This window comes from Mesorhizobium shangrilense (assembly GCF_040537815.1).
Lineage (GTDB): Bacteria > Pseudomonadota > Alphaproteobacteria > Rhizobiales > Rhizobiaceae > Mesorhizobium > Mesorhizobium shangrilense.
Window position 1 is genome coordinate 38,377 of the sequence record NZ_JBEWSZ010000007.1, and the last position, 19,728, is coordinate 58,104.

18 protein-coding genes are annotated in these 19,728 nt (G+C 62.8%); 3 read left to right on the forward strand and 15 right to left on the reverse strand.

Features of this window, described 5'->3' with window-relative positions:
- Nucleotides 1-15 precede the first annotated feature (15 nt).
- The 14 genes from ABVQ20_RS34505 to ABVQ20_RS34570 all read right to left on the reverse strand — a co-directional run bounded on the left by ABVQ20_RS34505 (nucleotide 16) and on the right by ABVQ20_RS34570 (nucleotide 16,092).
- Nucleotides 16-1,314: a DUF4178 domain-containing protein gene (locus ABVQ20_RS34505; protein WP_354464299.1), complete on the reverse strand. Its 1,299-nt coding sequence runs from the start codon at nucleotides 1,312-1,314 to the stop codon at nucleotides 16-18.
- Nucleotides 1,314-1,991 carry a DUF4178 domain-containing protein gene (locus tag ABVQ20_RS34510; protein ID WP_354464300.1) on the reverse strand — a complete coding sequence of 226 codons (678 nt, stop codon included), beginning with the start codon at nucleotides 1,989-1,991 and terminating at the stop codon, nucleotides 1,314-1,316. The genes ABVQ20_RS34505 and ABVQ20_RS34510 overlap by 1 nt, the downstream gene beginning before the upstream one ends.
- Before the next feature lie 69 nt (nucleotides 1,992-2,060).
- Entirely contained in the window at nucleotides 2,061-3,074 is a 1,014-nt protein-coding gene (locus ABVQ20_RS34515; RefSeq protein WP_354464301.1) for an SPFH domain-containing protein, read from the reverse strand.
- 607 nt (nucleotides 3,075-3,681) lie between these two features.
- The gene (locus tag ABVQ20_RS34520) at nucleotides 3,682-4,371 is read right to left on the reverse strand and encodes an SDR family NAD(P)-dependent oxidoreductase (protein ID WP_354464302.1); all 690 of its coding nucleotides are present in this window, start codon (nucleotides 4,369-4,371) and stop codon (nucleotides 3,682-3,684) included.
- A 52-nt stretch (nucleotides 4,372-4,423) separates the two neighbouring features.
- Nucleotides 4,424-5,878, reverse strand: coding sequence for an NAD-dependent succinate-semialdehyde dehydrogenase (locus ABVQ20_RS34525; RefSeq protein WP_354464303.1), 1,455 nt, complete (start codon nucleotides 5,876-5,878; stop codon nucleotides 4,424-4,426).
- Nucleotides 5,875-7,179, reverse strand: a complete 1,305-nt coding sequence (gabT, locus tag ABVQ20_RS34530) for a 4-aminobutyrate--2-oxoglutarate transaminase (protein WP_354464304.1) — start codon at nucleotides 7,177-7,179, stop codon at nucleotides 5,875-5,877. Before gabT ends, ABVQ20_RS34525 begins: the two co-directional genes overlap by 4 nt.
- Nucleotides 7,180-7,386: 207 nt before the next feature.
- Complete coding sequence (locus ABVQ20_RS34535; protein WP_354464305.1) at nucleotides 7,387-7,578, reverse strand: hypothetical protein; 192 nt, start codon at nucleotides 7,576-7,578, stop codon at nucleotides 7,387-7,389.
- Between the two features lie 4 nt (nucleotides 7,579-7,582).
- Complete coding sequence (locus ABVQ20_RS34540; RefSeq protein ID WP_354464306.1) at nucleotides 7,583-9,280, reverse strand: hydantoinase B/oxoprolinase family protein; 1,698 nt, start codon at nucleotides 9,278-9,280, stop codon at nucleotides 7,583-7,585.
- Between the two features lie 11 nt (nucleotides 9,281-9,291).
- Nucleotides 9,292-11,322: a hydantoinase/oxoprolinase family protein gene (locus tag ABVQ20_RS34545; protein WP_354464307.1), complete on the reverse strand. Its 2,031-nt coding sequence runs from the start codon at nucleotides 11,320-11,322 to the stop codon at nucleotides 9,292-9,294.
- Between the two features lie 26 nt (nucleotides 11,323-11,348).
- A complete protein-coding gene (locus ABVQ20_RS34550) occupies nucleotides 11,349-12,050 on the reverse strand; it encodes a GntR family transcriptional regulator (protein WP_354464308.1) in 702 nt (233 codons plus the stop codon).
- Nucleotides 12,043-13,104 carry a branched-chain amino acid ABC transporter permease gene (locus ABVQ20_RS34555; RefSeq protein WP_354464309.1) on the reverse strand — a complete coding sequence of 354 codons (1,062 nt, stop codon included), beginning with the start codon at nucleotides 13,102-13,104 and terminating at the stop codon, nucleotides 12,043-12,045. Before ABVQ20_RS34555 ends, ABVQ20_RS34550 begins: the two co-directional genes overlap by 8 nt.
- Complete coding sequence (locus ABVQ20_RS34560) at nucleotides 13,104-14,018, reverse strand: branched-chain amino acid ABC transporter permease (protein ID WP_354464310.1); 915 nt, start codon at nucleotides 14,016-14,018, stop codon at nucleotides 13,104-13,106. The genes ABVQ20_RS34555 and ABVQ20_RS34560 overlap by 1 nt, the downstream gene beginning before the upstream one ends.
- Nucleotides 14,019-14,029: 11 nt before the next feature.
- Nucleotides 14,030-14,800 carry an ABC transporter ATP-binding protein gene (locus ABVQ20_RS34565; protein ID WP_354464311.1) on the reverse strand — a complete coding sequence of 257 codons (771 nt, stop codon included), beginning with the start codon at nucleotides 14,798-14,800 and terminating at the stop codon, nucleotides 14,030-14,032.
- A 95-nt stretch (nucleotides 14,801-14,895) separates the two neighbouring features.
- Nucleotides 14,896-16,092, reverse strand: coding sequence for an ABC transporter substrate-binding protein (locus tag ABVQ20_RS34570; RefSeq protein ID WP_354464312.1), 1,197 nt, complete (start codon nucleotides 16,090-16,092; stop codon nucleotides 14,896-14,898).
- Nucleotides 16,093-16,255: 163 nt separating this feature from the next.
- Here ABVQ20_RS34570 and ABVQ20_RS34575 point away from each other — a divergent pair, with 163 nt between their 5' ends.
- The 3 genes from ABVQ20_RS34575 to ABVQ20_RS34585 all read left to right on the forward strand — a co-directional run bounded on the left by ABVQ20_RS34575 (nucleotide 16,256) and on the right by ABVQ20_RS34585 (nucleotide 18,517).
- The gene (locus tag ABVQ20_RS34575) at nucleotides 16,256-16,984 is read left to right on the forward strand and encodes an ABC transporter ATP-binding protein (RefSeq protein ID WP_354464313.1); all 729 of its coding nucleotides are present in this window, start codon (nucleotides 16,256-16,258) and stop codon (nucleotides 16,982-16,984) included.
- Between the two features lie 26 nt (nucleotides 16,985-17,010).
- Complete coding sequence (lhgO, locus tag ABVQ20_RS34580) at nucleotides 17,011-18,219, forward strand: L-2-hydroxyglutarate oxidase (protein WP_354464394.1); 1,209 nt, start codon at nucleotides 17,011-17,013, stop codon at nucleotides 18,217-18,219.
- Nucleotides 18,220-18,352: 133 nt separating this feature from the next.
- On the forward strand, nucleotides 18,353-18,517 hold the full coding sequence (locus ABVQ20_RS34585; protein ID WP_354464314.1) for a hypothetical protein: 165 nt from the start codon (nucleotides 18,353-18,355) through the stop codon (nucleotides 18,515-18,517).
- A 388-nt stretch (nucleotides 18,518-18,905) separates the two neighbouring features.
- Here the strand turns inward: ABVQ20_RS34585 and ABVQ20_RS34590 are convergent, their stop codons facing one another.
- The gene (locus tag ABVQ20_RS34590) at nucleotides 18,906-19,715 is read right to left on the reverse strand and encodes an SDR family NAD(P)-dependent oxidoreductase (protein ID WP_354464315.1); all 810 of its coding nucleotides are present in this window, start codon (nucleotides 19,713-19,715) and stop codon (nucleotides 18,906-18,908) included.
- Between the last annotated feature and the right edge of the window lie 13 nt (nucleotides 19,716-19,728).

Consider the following 19,728-nt stretch of genomic DNA (forward strand, 5'->3'; position numbering starts at 1 on the left):
TCTTCCCTCCTCGCATCACTCGGCAACACCACCCTTTTCCCAGCGCGACTTTTCGAACAGCGATCGCCTGGCGATGCCGAAACCCGGCACGACCAGCAGCAGCGCCATGGCGATCAGGTAGTTCGACCAGACCGGCACACCATGTCGGACAGAGATGGCGACACGCTGCACCGGTGACGGCGCCTTGGAGAACAGTCCTGCATCGGGCTCGATCAGCAATTGATAGGTGCCGGGCGGAACCGGCGGCAGCAGCGAGGTCTCCTCATAGCCGCCCTCCTCCCAGGGGCCGTCGGAATCTTGCCCGCTGTAATGCTCCAGCGCCTGGAACACCGGATAGCCCTGGTTGGTGTCCATGTTGACAAGCGCCATGTCGAGCTCAAGCCAGTCATTGTTGAGGTACGAGGTGGTTTCGATCTCGACATTGCCTTCCTTTTCCAGCCGGAACGGCCCTGAGGACAGGGTCTTGCCCTTGTCGGCGGCGGTCAGATTGTAGGTTTGCGCACTGACGAGGTTGTTTTCTGACATCGCCAGCGAGACGAATTGCAGCAGCGTTCCGGCAACCACCGCCGCGACAATTACGGCGAAGGACACCTTGTACGGATTGACCTGGCTGACGCCGGCGGAGGAAGACGAAGGCACGCGCAGGGGCAGCTTGAAGGCGTCGGCGACGAGGCGCGCACCGAGATACTCGCCCTCGGAGACGATGATCTCCTCATCGTTCCTCTCCACCATCAGCCGGTAGGGCGGCGCGATATAGTCGGTTACAGCGGTAACGTCCGAGGTCGATGCTCGCCAGAAGAATTCGCCGGCGACATAAGTGGTGCGAGCAAAGCCCTTGCCAAAGAACTGGTAGGTACGTCCCATCGCCGTGATCTGGCCCTGGCTGCCCGCGCCCGGTACGTCGCGATTTAGCATCTTCACCAAGGTCCAGTGGCCGTATTCCTCGGCCAGGAAGCGATAGCCGTGATAGGGATTGAACAGCAGGTACTCGGTCCACTGAAAGTCGCCGGGCCCGTCGCAGCGCCGCATGAAACCGACCACTTCCCATTCGACATCCCCAAGCCGGGCTCGCGCGCCGATCGGAATCTCGGCGTCCTGCATCGCCGATTGCGCCGTCTTGATGATGTTCAGATTTTCATCGGCGACATCGATCAGGGACGAACACTGGCTGCAAGTGGCTGTGATCGACTGGCCGACAGCGCGCAGCGTGACCGGCCCACCGCAGTTCGGGCAGGCGAAGGTGCGCGGCCTGGCGGGCGCGCGCGTCGGCGGCGCCGGCTCGGCGGACGGCATGGTCGAAGTCTGGTCGCCCATCACCATCCCTCCAGCGGCCGCAGATTGGTGAAGCGGAAGGCGTCCCATTCCACATAGCGGCCGACATACGCATGGGCCTCGCGGCCATCATGATCGAGCGTCGCGAACTCGCCTTCCTTGCCGACGCAATCGATCGCGACCGTCCGTCGCCCCTTCGGCGCGGCGAAGGGCAGTTCGCCCTCAGATCCCAGACAGGTCGCCAGCTTGATATCGACTGCCCGCAGCGTGGTGCCGCCGAGTTCCAACAAAAAGCCAGGCCTTGCCTCGTCGGCGCCCTCGCCACCCTTCAGCAGCGGCAGACAGTATTCAAAGGTCGCCGTAACGTCGTCGGGCAAGGCCCCCTCCAGTTCGAAGCTGATGGAAAAGGCCCCTTGTGCCTCGCCGATCCAGCCGCGCCGGCCATCCGCCATCAACAGGTGCCATTCGTTCCACAGCCCATCGCGCCAGCCGATCTTCAGGCGTCCGATGAGCGTGAAGGGCTGCTCCTCGAAATAGCCGCCGCTGCCCAGTTGCAACGGGCTCATATCGTCCGGCAGGGCGGCCATGATGCCGATCGACGTCACGTCTACATCCGTGCGCACCACCATGGACTGGCAATAGGCACAGACGGCATAAACCGATTGCGCGGACCGGAAGGTGACATCCGCGCCGCAGGACGGGCAGTCGAACTTGCGCATGAAAACCCTGAGTTGGCGGTTGGCTACGCCGGACCTCCCGGCGTCGGCAAGGATGAAGTGTCCGGGCTCTCACTTGATCCGGGACAGCAGTTCGGCCTTCTTGGCATCGAATTCCTGCTGCGTCAGGATTCCCTTGGCAAGCAAGCCACCGAGCTTTTCGAGAAGCTGGATCGGATCCTCGGTCGGTGCGGCTGGCGCCGCTTGGGCCTGCGATGACGGAGCGGCCGGGTTGGCGAAGCCCTGCGCCATGGCCTGGCCGATCGCCAGCCCTGCTCCCAGGCCGGCCCCCGCCCCCGCCAGGCCGCCCGGATTCTCGGCAGCGATCGGGATCGATTCGGCAGTCTGGAACTGGACATAGCGATTGAGGTCGCCCAGCATGTTCATCGAACTCACCTTGTCGAGAACGCGCTGGAGTTCGTCCGGCAGCGACAGGCTCTGTACGTAGAAGCTCTTGACGTCGATGCCGTAGGCCCGAAGCGCCGGACCGATCGCCTCGGCCAGCTTCTGCGAGAATGCTTCCTGGTTGGCCGCCATGTCGATAAAGGCGACGCTGCTTTGGCCGAGCGTGGTGGCGATGGCCGTAAGGATGATACCGCGCAGCTGCCCTTCGATCATCTCGGAGGTGGAGCGCTCGGCCGTGCCGACCAGGCGCGACCAGAACATCTCGACATCGCCGATGGCATAGGAATAGTTGCCGAAGGCGCGGAGGCGGATAGGACCATATTCCTTGTCGCGGATGGTGAGGGGCTGGGTGGTGCCCCATTTGCGGTCGATCTGGTCCTTGGTGTCAAAGAAATACACGTCCGACTTGAAGGGGGACTCGAAGAACTTGTCCCAGTTCTTCAGATAGGTCAGCACCGGCAGCGTCTGGGTGTTGAGCGTGTAGGTCCCTGGCCCGAAGACGTCGGCGATCTTGCCTTCATTGAAGAAGGCTGCCTTCTGCGTCTCGCGCACCACGAGTTGGGCGCCGTTCTGAATTTCCATGCCCGACATCGGGAAACGATAGGCCAGCACGCCCGATTCGTCGGCAGTCCACTGGATAACGTCGATAAATTGCTTGGAAATGAAGTCCAGAATGCCCATGCCCGTTCGCTCCATTTCGACTGATCTAAACCCCGAGACGGCCTATCTGACCTAGCACCGCTGGCAAATGAGGAAGACTATCCCAGGATCTCGAACCGCCGCGACAACTGGCCCTTTAGTAACCGGTCGCCAAGGTCGAGTACAACCACTTTGTGAGACGGGCCGGGCCTATGTTTGTTCAGTTAAGCAGCTGCTCCGGACGCATTAAGCCGTGGGGTGAAGGTCCGCGGATGGATGGACCCAGAGCAATTTGCGGAATTTCAAAAACTATTGGAATCCGATTGGTGGGCGCCCGCGTATGCGGGTGCTTCCAAGGCCGCCTTTGAGGCGCAAACGCGATCTGTGGCACGGTCGCCGGCAATGTCTGCTCCGGGCGGTGGCACAGTCGACTTTAACGGCCGACTTCAGGCGCTAAGCTGCCGTGCCTGGATCGGCAACGTCGGGCCGTTGCCCGACCGACCGCTAGCCGGAAAGAAACGGGCCTGGTATGGCTCGGCGAAGCTTTGAATGACGAGAGCCAGCAGCGCGAGCACGATGATCGGCGAGGCCGAGCGACGCACTGTGGACAGGAACAACTGCGCGCGACGTCACGCAGTCTGCGCAGTGCCTACCAAGCAAGGGGTTGGTTGCGGAAATCGACGAAATGAATGCCACCAGCGCCCGAACGGGCGATCAGTGTCTCGGCAATTCCGGCGGCACTCGTCTCTATGTCGAGCGGCGCCCCATTGCCACCCATCTCCGTGCGTACCCATCCCGGCGACATGGCGATATAGGTTCGCCCGTCTCCTTTGCGGACCGCGAAACTTTTCATCATCTGATTGAGGGCCGCCTTGCTGGCGCGATAGATCTCCCATCCGCCGCCGGCATTGTCGTTGATGCTGCCCATGTCCGAAGACATCGCTGCGACAACGCCTTCGGGATCGACCAGATCGTGGAGCGCTCCAATGACGCGCAGCGGAGAAAGCGCGTTCGTGACCATGACGTCCACGAAGTCCTGTGTCGAGACGGTTTCCGCGGCAATGGAAGGGTCAATAGCAACGCCCGCATTGACGAACAAAACGTCGAGCGCGCGCGCCGAGAGCATCTTCCGAAGGGCCGCTATGTCTTCTGGTTTGTTGATGTCCATGTGTGCAATGGAAACCAACCCATTGCCGGCAAGGGTTTCCAGGGCGCCGCGGCCATGCGCGCTGCGTACGGTCGCTATCACCTCCCATCCGCGTGACACGAAGGCATGAGCGAGCCCGAGACCCAGGCCTCGCGATGCACCGACGACGAGGGCGACTTTTCGATCTGGCATCTTAGTCCCTTTCTGGGCCTGCTCCTGTCTGGCGAATAACAAGCGCCATGCCTCACCCCACCTTCAGCCCGCCGAAGCAGGCATATTTCAGCTCCACATATTCCTCGATGCCGTACTTGGAGCCTTCGCGGCCGAAACCGCTTTCCTTGATGCCGCCAAAGGGGGCAAGCTCGGTGGAGATCAGGCCTTCGTTGATGCCAACCATGCCGAACTGCAACTCTTCGAGGACGTGCCAGATGCGGTTGACATCACGGGCGTAAAAATAGGCCATCAGGCCGTAGCGCGTGTCGTTGGCGAGGCGGATGACTTCCGCTTCGTCCTTGAAGCGAAAGACCGGAGCGATCGGACCGAAGGCTTCTTCCTGTGCCAGCCGCATCGGCGCCTGCATTCCGCTCAGCACGGTCGGTTCGAACCAGGTGCCGCCGAGCGCATGCGGCTTGCCGCCAGTCTCGATGCGCGCGCCGCGATCCACGGCGTCGTCGACAAGCTCTGCCACTTTCGCCACGGCTTTCGCGTTGATGAGCGGCCCCTGCAATACCTCCGGCGCGGCGCCGTCACCGACTTTCAGGCTAGCAACCTGCTCGGTCAGCTTTGCCACGAAGGCAGCGTGGATGCCGTCCTGCACATAGATGCGGTTGGTGCAGACGCAGGTCTGGCCGGAATTGCGGAATTTCGAGGCGATAGCACCGGCGACGGCGAGATCGAGGTCGGCGTCGTCGAAGACGATGAACGGCGCATTGCCGCCGAGTTCCAGCGACAGTTTCTTGAGCGTATCGGCGCACTGCCGCATCAGAAGCTTGCCGACTGCTGTCGAGCCGGTGAAGGAGAGTTTTCGGATCACCGGATGCTCGCAGAGCAGGCGCCCGATGCCGGCGGCATTCTTCGACGGCACGATGTTGAGCACGCCGGCCGGAATGCCGGCCTGCCGGGCAAGCTCGGCCATTGCGAGCGCCGTCAGCGGCGTTTCCTCGGAGGGTTTGACGACCATGGTGCAGCCGGCGGCGAGTGCCGCCGCCGCCTTGCGGGTGATCATCGCCAGCGGGAAGTTCCAGGGCGTGATGGCAGCGCAAACGCCGATCGGCTGTTTCAACACGATGAAACGCCGGTCGCGACCGGCCGACGGGATGACGTCGCCATAGACGCGTTTGGCTTCTTCCGAGAACCAGTCGACGAAGGAGGCGCCGAAGGCGACCTCGCCGCGTGCCTCGTAGAGCGGCTTGCCCTGCTCGGCCGTGATCAGCTGGGCAAGGTCCTCGGTATGGGCGGTGATCAGGTCGAACCAGGCGCGCAGTAGCTTGGCCCGTTCCTTGGCAGGGCGCTGGCGCCAGTCCACGAGCGCGCGCTCGGCCGCAAGGATCGCCCGCTCGACGTCGGCGGCCGCAAGATCGGCGACGCGCGCGAGAACCGCGCCCGTCGCCGGATTGCGAACATCGAAGGTCGCGCCCGTGTCCGCCCCGGCCCAGGCGCCATCGATGAAGGCCTGGTCGTGAAGCAGCGCGAGCGTCATTGTCCGCGCTCCACCTTTTCCAGTGCCGCCCGCAGGCTGTCCTTGAGGATGGCAATGCCTTCGTCGAGATGGTCGAAGGGAATGGTCAGCGGCGTCAGCACACGCACGACATTGCCATGCACGCCGCAGGAGAGCAGCAGCAGGCCCTTTTCGGCAGCGGTGTGCGTGATGGCTTTCACCAGTTCAGGCCAAGGCTGGCGCGTCTCGCGGTCACGCACGAATTCGATCGCCACCATGGCGCCAAGGCCGCGCACCTCGCCGATGCAGGAAAACTCGTTGCCCTCCTGCCAGCCCTCGAAGACCGCCTTCAGCCGGCGGCCGACCTCGTTGGCGCGGTCAATCAGCTTCTCGTCCTCGATGATCTCCAGCACCGCGATCGACGCCGCGCATGATAGTGGATTGCCGGCAAAGGTGGAGCCGACGCCGCCCATCGGAATCTTGTCCATGATATCGGCGCGGCCGGTGACGGCAGCGATCGGGAAGCCGCCCCCAAGGCCCTTGGCCATGACGACGATATCGGCGGCAACGCCGGCATGTTCCATCGCGAACATTTTTCCCGTGCGGGCGAAGCCCGTCTGGATCTCGTCGGCGATCAGCAGGATGCCGTGCCTGTCGCAGATATCGCGCAGCGTGCGCAGGAAGGTGACCGGCGCCGGGTAGAAACCGCCCTCGCCCTGCACTGGTTCGACGAAAATGCCCGCGACGCGCGTCGGGTCGACCTCGGAGCGGAAGAAGCGGTCGAGCGCGGTCAGGGATTCCTGCTCGGAAATGCCGTGATAAGGGATCGGGAACGGCAGGTGGAAGACATCCGGCACCAGCGGACCAAAGCCGGCCTTGTAAGGATTGGTCTTGCCGGTCAGCGTCATCGCCATCAGCGTGCGGCCATGGAAAGCACCGGAGAAGGCGACGAAGGCCGAGCGACCGGTTGCGGCGCGGGCAATCTTGGCAGCGTTTTCCACGGCCTCGGCGCCGGTGGAGACGAGAAAAGTCTTCTTCGGGAAGTCACCCGGCAACAGCTCGTTCAGCTTCTCGCAGACCGTGACATAGTCGATATAGGGCGTGGTCTGGAACGAGGTGTGCGTGACCTTGTCGAGCTGGTTGCGCACGCGCTCGACCACCTTGGGATGGCGATGGCCGGTGTTGTTGACGGCGATGCCGGCGGCAAAATCGATGTAGCGCTTGCCTTCGACGTCCCACAGTTCGGCGTTCTCCGCCTTCTCGATATAGACGTCGAGATGTTTCGACAGGCCAGCCGGAATGGCGGCAGCGCGCCGCGCCGTGAAGGCAGCGTTCGTGGACATGGGTATCTCCTTGGACAGTTTGTTATGGCGCGGCGCTATCGCGGCGCTTCAAGTGGCCGGCCCCATCCCTGGCGGACGGGGCCGGCGCATCAATCCCGAAGCATGATGCCGAAAGGTGTGAAGCGGTTTCGGACGACATCATGCTCTATCTCTTTGATTTGGAGGCGGATTAGGATTTCAGGCCATACGGGCTGAAATCATCCGGCTCTAGACGGCGGCCTTGGGGCGGCGGGCGTCCCGTTCGATCTTCCAGTCGACGCATTCCTGAGAGCAATAGATGCTCCCGTCATGCGTCTTCCTGCGGGCGGAATCCTCGGCCGACGCCTCATAGATCAGCACGCCGCAATTGGCGCATTTCGTGTAGCTTTCGATGTAAAGCCCGTTCAGCGAAAACTTCATGGTCTCAGGCCTCCTGATAGCCGTAGTGTTTCTGGGCGGCCGCCTTGGAGACGTAGCCCTCGCGGACATCCTCCGCGACCGCCGCCGGATCGCGCTTTGCCGGCTCGCCGTAGCCACCACCGCCGGGGGTGACGAGCCGCACGCGGTCGCCGCGGCGGATCGAGACGTTGGAATAGCGGCTGGTCGAGGCCTTGCCATAGGCCTCGCGCATCGTCTGCCAGTCTTCGCGGCCGTTCTTCATGACCAGCGTCGCGCCGACGCCGCCTTCCGTGCCGCCGTTCAGGCCCCAGGGGGCGAGCAGATGGCGGTCGGTCATCTGCGAGCAGATGATTTCGTCGTTAAGGCACAGCATCTGCTTGGAATAGCCGACCCCACCACGATATTCGCCGGCACCGCCGGCATCGACGTTGAAGGCGAGGCTCTCGATGCGCCAGGGGAAGCGCGTCTCGTAGACTTCGACCGGCGTGATGCGGCAATTGCCGTTGATCGAGTCGACGCCGTCATTGCCATCGGCAAAGGCGCGGCCGCCCCAGCCGACCGCTTCGAGGTCGTAACAGGCGAAATACTCGCCTGTGTCGGCATCGACGCCGCCGAAGACGAAGTTGCAGTGGGTGGCACCCTCCGCCGCCATCACCCGGTTCGGGATCGCCGGGGCCATGGCGCCGAGGATCGTGCCGACGATGCGTGGATGGGTTTCGGTGTTGCCGCCGACTTCCGGCGCGGGGAAGTCCACGTTGACGATGGTGCCGGGCGGCGCCATGACGCGGATCGGCCGGAAGCAGCCGGAATTGCGCGGGATCGTCGGGTCGGTCATGTGCAGCACGGCGTTGTAGGCCGCCGATGTGGCAACGCCGAGCGTCGCGTTGATCGGGCCGGAGGCTTGCGGCGAGGAACCGTGATAGTCGACGATGATCTCGCCGCCGCGCTTATGCACCTCGACAGCGACCGTGTAAGTGCGGTCGGCGTCGATACCGTCGCTCTCAATCTTGTCGGAGAAGGCATAGATGCCGTCCGGGATCGCCTCCAGTTCGGCACGCATGCGACGCTCCGAATAGAGCAGCAAGTCGTTGACCGTCTCCTTGATTTTCTCCTTGCCGTACTTCTGGTAGATCTGCGTCATCTGCTTTTCGCCGAGGTCGACGGCGGCGATGAGCGCGCGCAGATCACCATAGTTGACGCGCGGCGTACGCACGTTGGCGAGAAGCAGCTTCCAGACCTCGATATTGTCCTTGCCGCGCTTCTTGATCTTGACCGGCGGAATGCGAAGTCCCTCCTGGAAGATTTCCGTCGCCTCGCCGCAGAAGCCGCCGGGCGCCATGCCGCCGACTTCGGCGATATGGCCGATGGCGACGGCGAAGCCCATGATCTCGCCGTCGACGAAGATCGGCTTGAAGAAGGTGTGCTCCGGCGTATGCAGGCCCCCGCGATAGGGGTCGTTGTGCAGGATGACGTCGCCCTCCTCGATCTCGTCGATCGGGATCTCCTTGAGGCAGGATTTGACGAGCAGCGGCATGCCGCCGATCTGCGCCGGGCAATAGTCGGCGACCGCGATCATGTCGCCGTTCATGTCGGCAAGCCCGCAGGTGAAGTCGAGCGCCTCGTTGAAGATCGTCGAATAGGACGTCTTCATCAACACGATCCCCATCTCCTTGCAGAGAGAGACCATGCTGGATTCCAGAATGTTCATCGTAACGAAGTCCATGATGGTACTCCTCAGGCCGAAATGATCAGATTGCCGAGCCGGTCGACGCGGAGCGTCTGTTTCGGCTGCAAAATGGTGACGGAGGCGCTTTCCTCCACAATGGCGGGACCGGCGACGGTCTGCCCCTGCTTGAACGCGCCGCGGTCGTAGGTCTTTACGTCGTGCCAGCCGTCCTCGAAGCGTACCTTGCGGCTGCCGGAGGACGCCGGCGTGCCTTCGCCCTTTTCGAGCTCCCGCATCTTCGGTTTTTCGGAGACGGCGACGGCGACGACCTTGAGATTGACCGTCTCGATGGTCTCACCCGGAATGGAGAAGCCGAAGCGGTTCTGGTGCTCCTCGTGGAAGCGTTCCCAGAGGCTTGCTATGGTCTCCTCGGTGAACTGGTTGGCCGGGAAGCTCAGTTCCAGCTCGTGATTCTGGCCGAAGTAGCGGGCCTCGATGGAGCGGTAGACCTCTACCTTCTGCTGGTAGCCCTGGGAGACCAGCTCGGCGATGGCGCCATCCACCAGTTCCGTCATCGCCGCCGTGGCGCGGGCACCGTCGAAGTATTTCGAGATCTGCTGCACCGTGCGATGCCGGTCAACGCGCGCATCGGTCATGATGAAGCCGAAGGCGGAGAACTGGCCGGGATAGTTCGGCACGATGCCATGCGGAATGCCGGAAATATCCATCAGGTCGCAGATATGCACCGGCCCCGCGCCACCCGAAGCGACGAGCGAGAAGTCGCGCGGATCAAGGCCGCGCTGGAGGAGAACGGCACGCAGAGCGCCAAGCATGTTGTTGTTGGCGATCTGCACCATGGCGAAGGCAGCAGCATCGACCTCGAGGCCGAGCTGGTCGGCGATCGTCTTGACCGCGCGATGCGCCGCCCCGGCGTCGAGCTTCATCTTGCCGCCGAGGAAGTAGTCGGGGTTGATGCGGCCGAGCACGACATTGGCGTCCGTCACCGTGGCATTCTCGCCGCCACGGCCGTAGCAGGCAGGCCCCGGTGCCGCACCGGCCGATTGCGGGCCCATGCGCAACATGCCGCCCTTGTCGATCCAGGCAATGGAGCCGCCGCCGGCGCCGATCGTGTGGATGTCGATCATTGGGATCTGGATCGGCAGGCCCCATTCGATCTCGAAACTCGTCGTCACATGCTCCATGCCGTCCACGACGGTCGAGCAATCGGTCGAGGTTCCACCCATGTCGAAGGTGACGAGGTTCTTGATGCCGGTGAGTTCGGAGAGGACGCGGGTGGCGACGACCGCACCGGTCGGGCCGGAGAGCGTCATCTGCACCGGCGCTTCTGCAGCACCTTTCAGCGTCGATTCACCGCCGTTCGACTTGATCACGCCGATCCTGTCGCCGATGCCGATGCCATCGAGGCGCTTCTGCATGCGATGGAAATTGTCGGAGACGATGGGCTTCAGATAGGCGTCGGCAATCGTGGTCGAGGCGCGGTCGTATTCCTTCCACTTCGGCAGCACCTCGTAGGAGATCGAGATCGGCATGCCGGGCAGTTCTTCCGCGAGGATGTCGCGGATGCGCTGCTCGTGGCTCGGATCGATATAGGAGAACAGCGTGCAGACGGCGATCGCCTCGATCGTGCCGTCGGCCTTGATCGTTGCGGCCACCTCGCGCACGGCCGCCTCATCGAGCGCCGTGACAAGCTCGCCCTTGGCGCTGAAACGCCCGCCGATCTCATAGGTGTCGGCGCGCTTCATCAACGGCTTGGTCTTGATCCAGGTAATGTCGTAGTGGCTGCGGCGATCGCCGCGCTGGATGAAGGGAACATCGCGAAAACCGGTGGTCGTGACATAGGCGACCTTCGCGCCGCGCCTCGTCAGCAGCGCGTTGGTGGCGATCGTCGTGCCGAGACGGATCTTGTCGACGCTTGCGACATCCTCCACCTGCGCGAGCCCCTGGAGCACGCCTTCGATCGGTTCGGAGGGCGTCGTCAGGTTCTTCCAGTTTTCGATGGTGCCGGTCGCCGCATCGTAGGAAACGAAGTCGGTAAACGTTCCCCCGATGTCGATGCCGATGATTTTGCTGTCAGGCATTATGTCCTCATTTCTCATGGATAGGATCAGGACGAGCGGGGTTTTTCCCGGTCGTAAGCTTCAAGCAGGTGACGCCAGGAATCGCGGATATGATCGCGGACGGCATCCATCGCCTTTTGGGGATTGCGGGTGCGCAGCGCCTCGACGACCGGCCAGTGATCGACGGCCGCCGCCATCTGGCTCTCGAACTGGCGTTCCGCCATCGTGATCAGCATCTGTACTTCCGCCTGGATGTTGGTGAAGGCGTGCAGCGTCTGGCGGTTCTTCGAGAGCCGGCAGATCTCCAGGTGGAAGGCGAGGTCGTTCTCGACAAGCGCGATCTCGTCATTGGCATTGGCGGCCGCGACCATGGCATCGACGAAACCGGCGATGCGGTCGATGTCGGCATCCGTCATCTGCGGCAGCGCCTGTTCCATCGCGAAACGTTCGACGACGACGCGGAAGGAGAAGATCTCGTCGATATCGCTGTGCAGGAAAGTGCGAACGAAGGTGCCCTTGCGGGGAACCGCGACGAGCAGGCCACGCTCCTCCAACCGGCGGATCGCCTCGCGGATGGGATTGCGGCTGATCCCGAGCTGGCGGGCCAGTTCCGCTTCGTTGATGCGCTGGCCGGGCTGGAGCCGGCCGAAGATCAGTTCGCGCACGAGCAACGTCGAAACCTGGTCGGACAGCATCCGGTGGTCGATGATGCCGATCGGCTCGTCTGTATTGAAGAGATTGTTAGCCATTGATGAGCCCCTTCTCGCGGTGTGGCTGCTGCGGCAGGCCTATTTCTCGCCCTGCCATGATCCCGTCTTTGCGGAAGACCAGTATCAACAGCATAAAGCCCGCGATGATAAGCTCCTGCGTTCCCGCCGGCAGCGACCACTGCTGGCCGCCGATCGAGATCCCCCCTTCGAGGCGACGGAAGATATCGACCATCGCCGTGATGACGACGACGCCGACCACCGCGCCGGCAAGGCTGCCCATGCCGCCGACGATGAGCATGGCGAGCGCGAGGAAGGTGAAGCTCAGGAAGAAATTGTTGATCGACACGGTGCCGAGGTAATGCGCCTGCAACACGCCGCCGAGGCCGACCAGAAAGCCCGAGAGCGTGAAGGCGATGAGCCGCGACCAGTAGAGCGAGATGCCCGACGCGGCGGCCGCGACCTCGTCTTCCCGCGTCGCCCGGATCGCAAGGCCGAAGGCGGAAATCTGGTAGAGATAGGCGATGACGATCGCGAGAACGGCGCAGCCGAGCGCCAGCCAGGCCGTTACATAGGTCGGTAGCCCGACGATCGAGGCAGAGCCCATCGTGACGCTGTCCCAGTTGGAATAGACCACGTTCAGGATGAAGAGCACAGCAAGCGTGGAGATCGACGCCGCAAGGCCCGTGAGCCGCATGATGACGAGGCCGGTGAGGAAGGCGGCGGCGCCGGCGAGCAGCACCGAGACGATGGCGGACGGCAGCAGCGGAATGCTCTGGTCGCGCAGGAAATGCGGCAGGCCGGACATGGTGATCGGCTTCAGCATCTCGCAGCAGGTCTGCCAGGCCGAGGCATAGGCTGCGATCGCCATGAAGGTGGCATGGCCGAAAGAAATAATGCCGGAATTGCCGACGAAGACGTAAAGCCCGACGACGATGACGATGCTGATCAGCATTTCGATGACGGTGCGCTGCAGGGACAGGCCGCCGAAGTGGCCGGTGACCACGACGATGAGCGCGAGCGGCACGACGAGCGCCAGCACTGGAAACCAGAAGCGGCCGATCGCGGCAAGGGATGGCATGGTCTTGCTCTTCATTACACACGTTCCTTCGCGGCGCTGGTGACGATCAGGCCTTGCGGGCGGACGAGGAGGATCAGGATGACGAGCGTGAACACACCGGCATCGCGGAAGGGGCGCAGATCGGCCGGCAGGTAGGTTTGCAGGAGCACGCTGGCGACACCCACGAGGAACCCGCCAAGTGCTGCCCCCGGCAGCGAGCCCATGCCGCCGATAACAGTGGCGAAGAAGCCGTAGACGACGGGCATCAGGCCCATCCGCAGATCGAGCGTGCCCGTCTGGATCGTGAGCAGCAGGGAGACCACACCGCTGAGCAGGCCCGAAATGGCAAAGGCGAGCGCGATCACCCGGTTCGCCGGCATACCGAGCAGCCGGGCCATCTGGAAGTTTTCCGCCGCTGCCCGCATCTGGATGCCGAGCGGTGTCTTCTTGAGGAAGAGAACCAGCGCGACGAGCAGGCCGGCGGTGACGCCCATGGTCAGGAGCTGCACGCCCGGAACGCGCACGCCGCCGATTTCCACCGCATTTGCGAGACTCTGCCCGATCCCGACCGATTTAGGCCGGCCGGTATGGATGAGCATGACGAGGTTCTGCAGGAAATAGCTGACGGCGAAGGAGGAGATGAGCAGCGTCGACGGGTTGGAATTGCGCAGCGGTCGGAAGGCGACGCGCTCCGTCAGCAGCGCCAGCACGACAACCACGAAAAGCACGCCGCCGATCATGAGGGCAGCGGGAAGCGCACCGAGCAGCAACGGCGGCGTGACGCTCGCCGTGGGCACGACCAGCGCATAGGCGCCGATGGTGATATAGTCGGCCTGCGCGAAATTGACGAGCCGCATGACGCCGAAGACGAGGCCGATCGCCAACGCGACAAGGGCATACAGGCTGCCCAGCGCGATGGCATCGACGAGAACTTGAACGATGTTGGCCATGGCGTCCGGTCCTAGATCGCGAGTGTGCTGTCGGCCGCTTTTTCGCCCAGATAGGCGCGGCGAACGGCGGGGTTCATCCGGATATCCTGCGGCGAGCCTTCGGCGAGGCTCTGCCCGCCATCGAGCACATGGATGCGCTGGCACACCCCCATGATCACCTTCATGTTGTGTTCGATCAGCAGCACGCCGCAGCCAAAGCGGGCCGGCAGCTCGGCGATGACTTTCATCAGCGCCTCGCACTCAGCGTCGTTCATGCCGGAAGCCGGCTCGTCGAGCAGCGCGAAGGACGGCTGCAAGGCGAGTGCTCGGGCGATGCCGACGCGCCGCTCGTCGCCATAGGAAAGACTGTCGCAACGGTGATCGGCCTTCCCCGCGAGGCCCATCCAGTCGAGGATGTCGAGCGCCCGCTCACGGGCCTCCCGACGAGACAGCCCGCCGCCGATCGCCGCAACGGAGAGGTTCTGCTCCACCGTCATTGTCCGGAACAGCCGGGCCGCCTGAAAGCTTCGGCCGATGCCGGCCTGGGCGATCTTGCGGGCAGTCAGCCGCGAGACGTCGATGCCGTCAAGGCGGATGCTGCCGCTCGTCGGCCGCTGGAAGCCGCTCAGCACATTGACCATCGTCGTCTTGCCGGCGCCGTTCGGACCGATGAGGCCGAGGACTTCGCCGCGGCTGAGTTCGAGGTCGACCCCGTTGAGCGCCCGGATGCCGCCAAAGGCGACGGCGACACCGCGGGCTTCCAGCCGTTCTTTCGATCCCGATCTTTTCGATGGGCGTGACATATCGGGCGAGACCTATCCGTAAGCTCGGCTGTGAATTTTCCAGGAGATTTGGTTCCGCCAGCCGCACCACTATGCGGCCGGCGGATCGCGGTCGGTTACTGACCGACGCGGAACAGGAGCTTCATGTCCGGCTTGAACGAGTTCCGGTAGACCTCGACGGCGTGGAAGGAGCCGCTCTCGACCTTCATGATCAGCCAGGGGCGGTCGACCTGGATATGCAACTGATCGGTAAACGAGGTCGGTCCGGCCGTGAACGGCTGGTCCTTGAAGGAGTTCATGACGCCGACCACGGCTTCGGATTCAGTCGTCTTCGCTTGCTCGACCGCATACGCCCACTGCTCGATGAGGCTGTAGCCCAGAACCGAGTAGGAGGAGACCGGCGGCTCGCCGTAACGCGCCTTGTGGCTTTCAAGGAACTTGTTCATCTCCGGCCGCGGGTCATCGCCGTAGAGCGACATGAAGGCGGGCAGGTAAAAATCCTTCAGGCCCGGTACGGCGTTGAGCCAATAATTGTCGACCATCGCCGTGTTGGCGAGGATCGGCTGGTCGATGCCGGCGGCGCGCAGCTGGCGCACGGCAGAAGCGCCACCCGGCGTGAACGAGCAGACGAAGACCGCGTCCGGCTGTTTTGCAAGCCCCTTGAGGCGGGTGATCTGCGAGGCGATCGACGGGTCGTCGTTCTTGAAGGTGTCGTTACCGAGGATCGTTTCCTCGCCGCCACCCGCGACCCAGGCCGCCCGGAATCCGGCGCAGGCCGACTTGTTGTATTCGATCGTCAGGTCTTCGAGCACGTAGACTGACTTCAGGTTCATCTTCTTTTGGGCATATTCGGCAATCGCGATGCCTTCCGACTGCGCCGCGCTGTTGGCGGTGAAGGTGAGTGGACCGACGCCCTGGACGCCCATCTTCGGATCGGCGGCGCACAGGCTGAAGGCGATCTTGCCGGCCTGCTTGGCGGCGAGCGCCGACGGGGCGCCAAAATCGTAGTCACAGGAGACGACCAGCATGTCGACGCCGCCATCGACGAGCTGCGCGCCGACAGTTGCAGCGCGAGCCTGGTCCGTCTTGGTGTCCATGACAGAATATTCGATCTGGCGTCCCAGCAGGCCGCCAGCCTTGTTGATCTCCTCGATCTTCATGACCGCCGCTTTGAAGGGCGCGCTGTCGTAGTTCGAAAGCCAGCCGGATTCCGCGATGGCGAACCCGATCTTGATCGGCTCTTCGGCGCGCACGCCGGTCATAGGCAATAGAAGGGCGATTGCGGCCGAAGCGGCCACAGCAACAGATTTCATCGTCGTTCCCCTTGGCGATGAGCGATGCACCGCCTTAATTATTTGCACATAGTCCTCTGTGGACAGAAGACAGAATGCGAGTTAGATTTTTTTTGTCAATGGCAAAAAAACGGCGGGCCATTCCGAGTTCGATCGCGCCCACAGACCGTCAAAGGGGAATGACATGCTTGAAATCCGCGGCCTCACCGCCGGCTATGGCCGGCTTGCTGCCCTGAAATCGGTCGATCTTGAGGTCAGAAAGGGGGAGGTCATTTTCGTCGTCGGACCCAACGGCGCCGGCAAATCCACGCTTCTGAAGTCAATTTCCGGGCTCATGGCGCCGACCGGGGGCACGCTTGTCTTCAATGGCGAGCCGATCGCCGGCCAGTCGCCGGAAAAGCTGTGCCGGAAAGGTTTGGCACTGGTGCCGGAAGGCCGCAGCATCTTCCGGACACTGACGGTGCAGGAAAACCTGCTGCTCGGCGGCATGATCCGCAAGGACAAGGCCGAAGCAGCCGCCGATCTGGAACGGGTTCTGGAAGCGTTTCCGATTCTCAAAAACCGCTACCGCGGCGTTGCCGGCCACCTTTCCGGCGGCGAGCAGCAGCAGCTTGCCATTGCCCGCGCCATCCTGCAGCGCCCGTCACTGATGATGATCGATGAACCGTCGCTAGGCCTTGCGCCGCTGGTGATCGACCAGGTCTATGAAAGCCTCCGCCAGCTTAACGCCAGCGGGCTGACCCTGCTCGTCGTCGAACAGTCCACCGCCCGTATTCTCGACCTCGCTTCCCGCATCTACGTGTTGCGCAACGGCCATGTCGCGCTGGAGGGTTCGGCAAGCGAACTTGCCGATGGGCATGCGCTGGAAGAAGCCTATTTCGGCTACGGCGACCGTCAGACGGCTCACGCATAAGCAGGCAAACAAGGGCAAGACATATGATTTTCGACTATTGCGTCATCGGCGGCGGCATCGTCGGCCTGGCGACGGCCATGCGGCTGCTTGAGACATATCCCGGCTGCAGCCTGATCCTGCTGGAGAAGGAGGAGGCTCTCGGCAGGCATCAGACCGGCCACAACAGTGGCGTCATCCATGCCGGCATCTACTACCCGCCGGGCAGCCTGAAGGCCGAGCTCTGCCGCAAGGGTGCCGATGCCACCAAGGCCTTCTGTCAGGAGAACGGCATCCGCTTCGATGTCTGCGGCAAACTACTCGTCGCCACCTCCTCACTCGAAGTGCAGCGCATGGAGGCGCTCCACGAACGCTCGAAGCAGAACACGATCGAAGTGCATCGCCTCAGCGAGGGTGAATTGAAGGAGCGGGAGCCAAACATCCGCGGTCTTGGCGCGCTTTTCGTGGCCTCGACCGGCATCGTCAGCTATGCCGACGTCTGCCAGGCCATGGGCCGGCGCATCAAGGCTCTCGGCGGCGAGATCCGCCTGTCGACGCGCGTCACCGGCATTCGCGAAGCCAGGGATTCCGTCGACATCGCGTCGGTCGGCGAGAACTGGCAGGCGCAGAAACTGGTGGTCTGCGGCGGTCTCCAATCGGACCGGCTGGCCGTGCTCGCCGGGCTTTCGATCGAGCATCGCATCGTTCCCTTCCGCGGCGAATACTATCGCCTGCCCGCATCGAAGAACGACATCGTCCGCCATCTGATCTATCCCGTCCCGGATCCCGCCTTGCCCTTCCTCGGCGTGCACCTGACGCGGATGATCGACGGCAGCGTCACGGTCGGGCCGAATGCCGTGATCGGTTTTGCCCGCGAGGGCTATCCACGGCTTTCGTTCAATGTTTCGGACACGGCCGACTACGCGCTGTTTCCCGGCTTCTGGAAGACCGTGTTCGCCAACCGCGGATCGGCGTTGACGGAACTCCGCAACTCGCTCTGGAAGCCAGGCTATCTGGAGGAGTGCCGAAAATACTGCCCGAGCCTCGACCTCGCCGACCTGCTCCCGCACGAAGCAGGCATCCGCGCGCAAGCCGTGCGCAAGGACGGCGCCCTCATCCACGATTTCCTATTCGCACAAACGGACCGCATGCTGCACGTCTGCAACGCCCCCTCACCCGCCGCCACGTCGGCGATCCCGATTGCGGAGATGATCGTGGGGCGCATGGCGGATGAACGTCGACGCATGCCAGCGAACTGAAAAACGGCAGTTCGGGATAGGGGCCGGTTGGAAGCTGTGCACGAGCATCGCGAGACACGCCCACAATCCGGCACCGTCACTCGCCAAGCAGTTCTATATTCCGGCAGTATGAACCGCGGATGCGGCACGCTCCGTGCTAGTAGCCTATGGGCATCCGTTCGCGGAGAAAAGCCTTACCGGAATGATTGCGCACTGGAACAAGAAACGGATGGCTGTCGATATCGCCCGTGCGATCAACGAACGAGAAGCTAAGCGCGATGCCATGCGCCAGCAGATCCCCCTGCGCGTCATCAAATAACCGATTGAAGGCCAGCCGAAACGCAGGGCCGCTTGTGGCCGCACATTTTTTTGGGCCCATGACGGGCCCAGAACGTTTTGGGCCGACGGCACTTTTTCTCAATAAAATCAACAGTTATGGTGGGCCCGGAGGACGTAGCGAGAGCATTGATCCCATTGACTTTTTCGTGGGCAAAAATCAGAACTCTTCCCGTATCGTTCCGCATGGTCCCGTGACGCCAAACAGTCGACTGTAGCTAACCTCGTTTGCGAACGTTCGGAGCCATGCTCAGAACGGCCGCGATGGGCCGGAAGCGAACTGGCAGCTTCGGGTCTTCGGAAGGTCGATAGCAGACGCCCAGATCGAGAGGAGCGAGGTTCCGGATGGTCCGAGGGGGTCAAAAAGGAATCTAAACTCCGGGCCACATTCCGCCATCAAGCCTCAGGTTTGCTCCCGTGATGTAACTGGCTCGGGGGCTGACGAGGAACGAGATGGCATCGGCGATCTCTTCAAGCGTTCCGACGCGCCCCACGGGAACTTGGGCGAACATCGGTAGCACCGTTTGTTCGATTTCCGTCCATGGCGCATTCGCCGCAAGCCCTTGGTTGACTGCCGCCTTCCGGAAGGCCTCGTCGAGGCTGACGCTATGAATCGTTCCAGGCGAAACGGTGTTTACTGTGATACCATCCATCGCGACGGCCTTCGCCAGCGAAGCGGTCATCGCTATCATGGCCGCTTTGGCGGCCGAGTAGTCCGGCCTTTTGGGTGGAGGCATCAATGCCGCAAGACTGGAAATGTTGACGATCCTTCCCCATTTCGCCTCCCGCATGCTCGGCAGGAGGCGCCTAATGATCCTGACGGCTGCAAGGACGTTTCGATCGTAGCCAACCGCCCAGGTCTCGGCGCGCGTCGTTACCCAGTCCTCCGTCTCGCCAGAGCCACCCGCGTTGTTGATGACGATCTCGATGGGTTTAACGAAAGCCTGCGCCTCGTCGACGAGGCGTTCTACCTCGTCTTCATTCGTCAAGTCGCCGATGACAACATAGGCATGTCCGCCATGAGCGATAATGTCGTGAGCGACTTCCTCTGTCTTCGTCTTGTTCCGGCCATGGACGATGACGATCGCCCCCTCGCGCGCAAGTCCTCGGGCTACGCCTTCACCGATGCCCTTGCTGCTGCCTGTGACCAGCGCAACTTTCCCATCCAATTTCAAATCCATCACTTAATTCCCA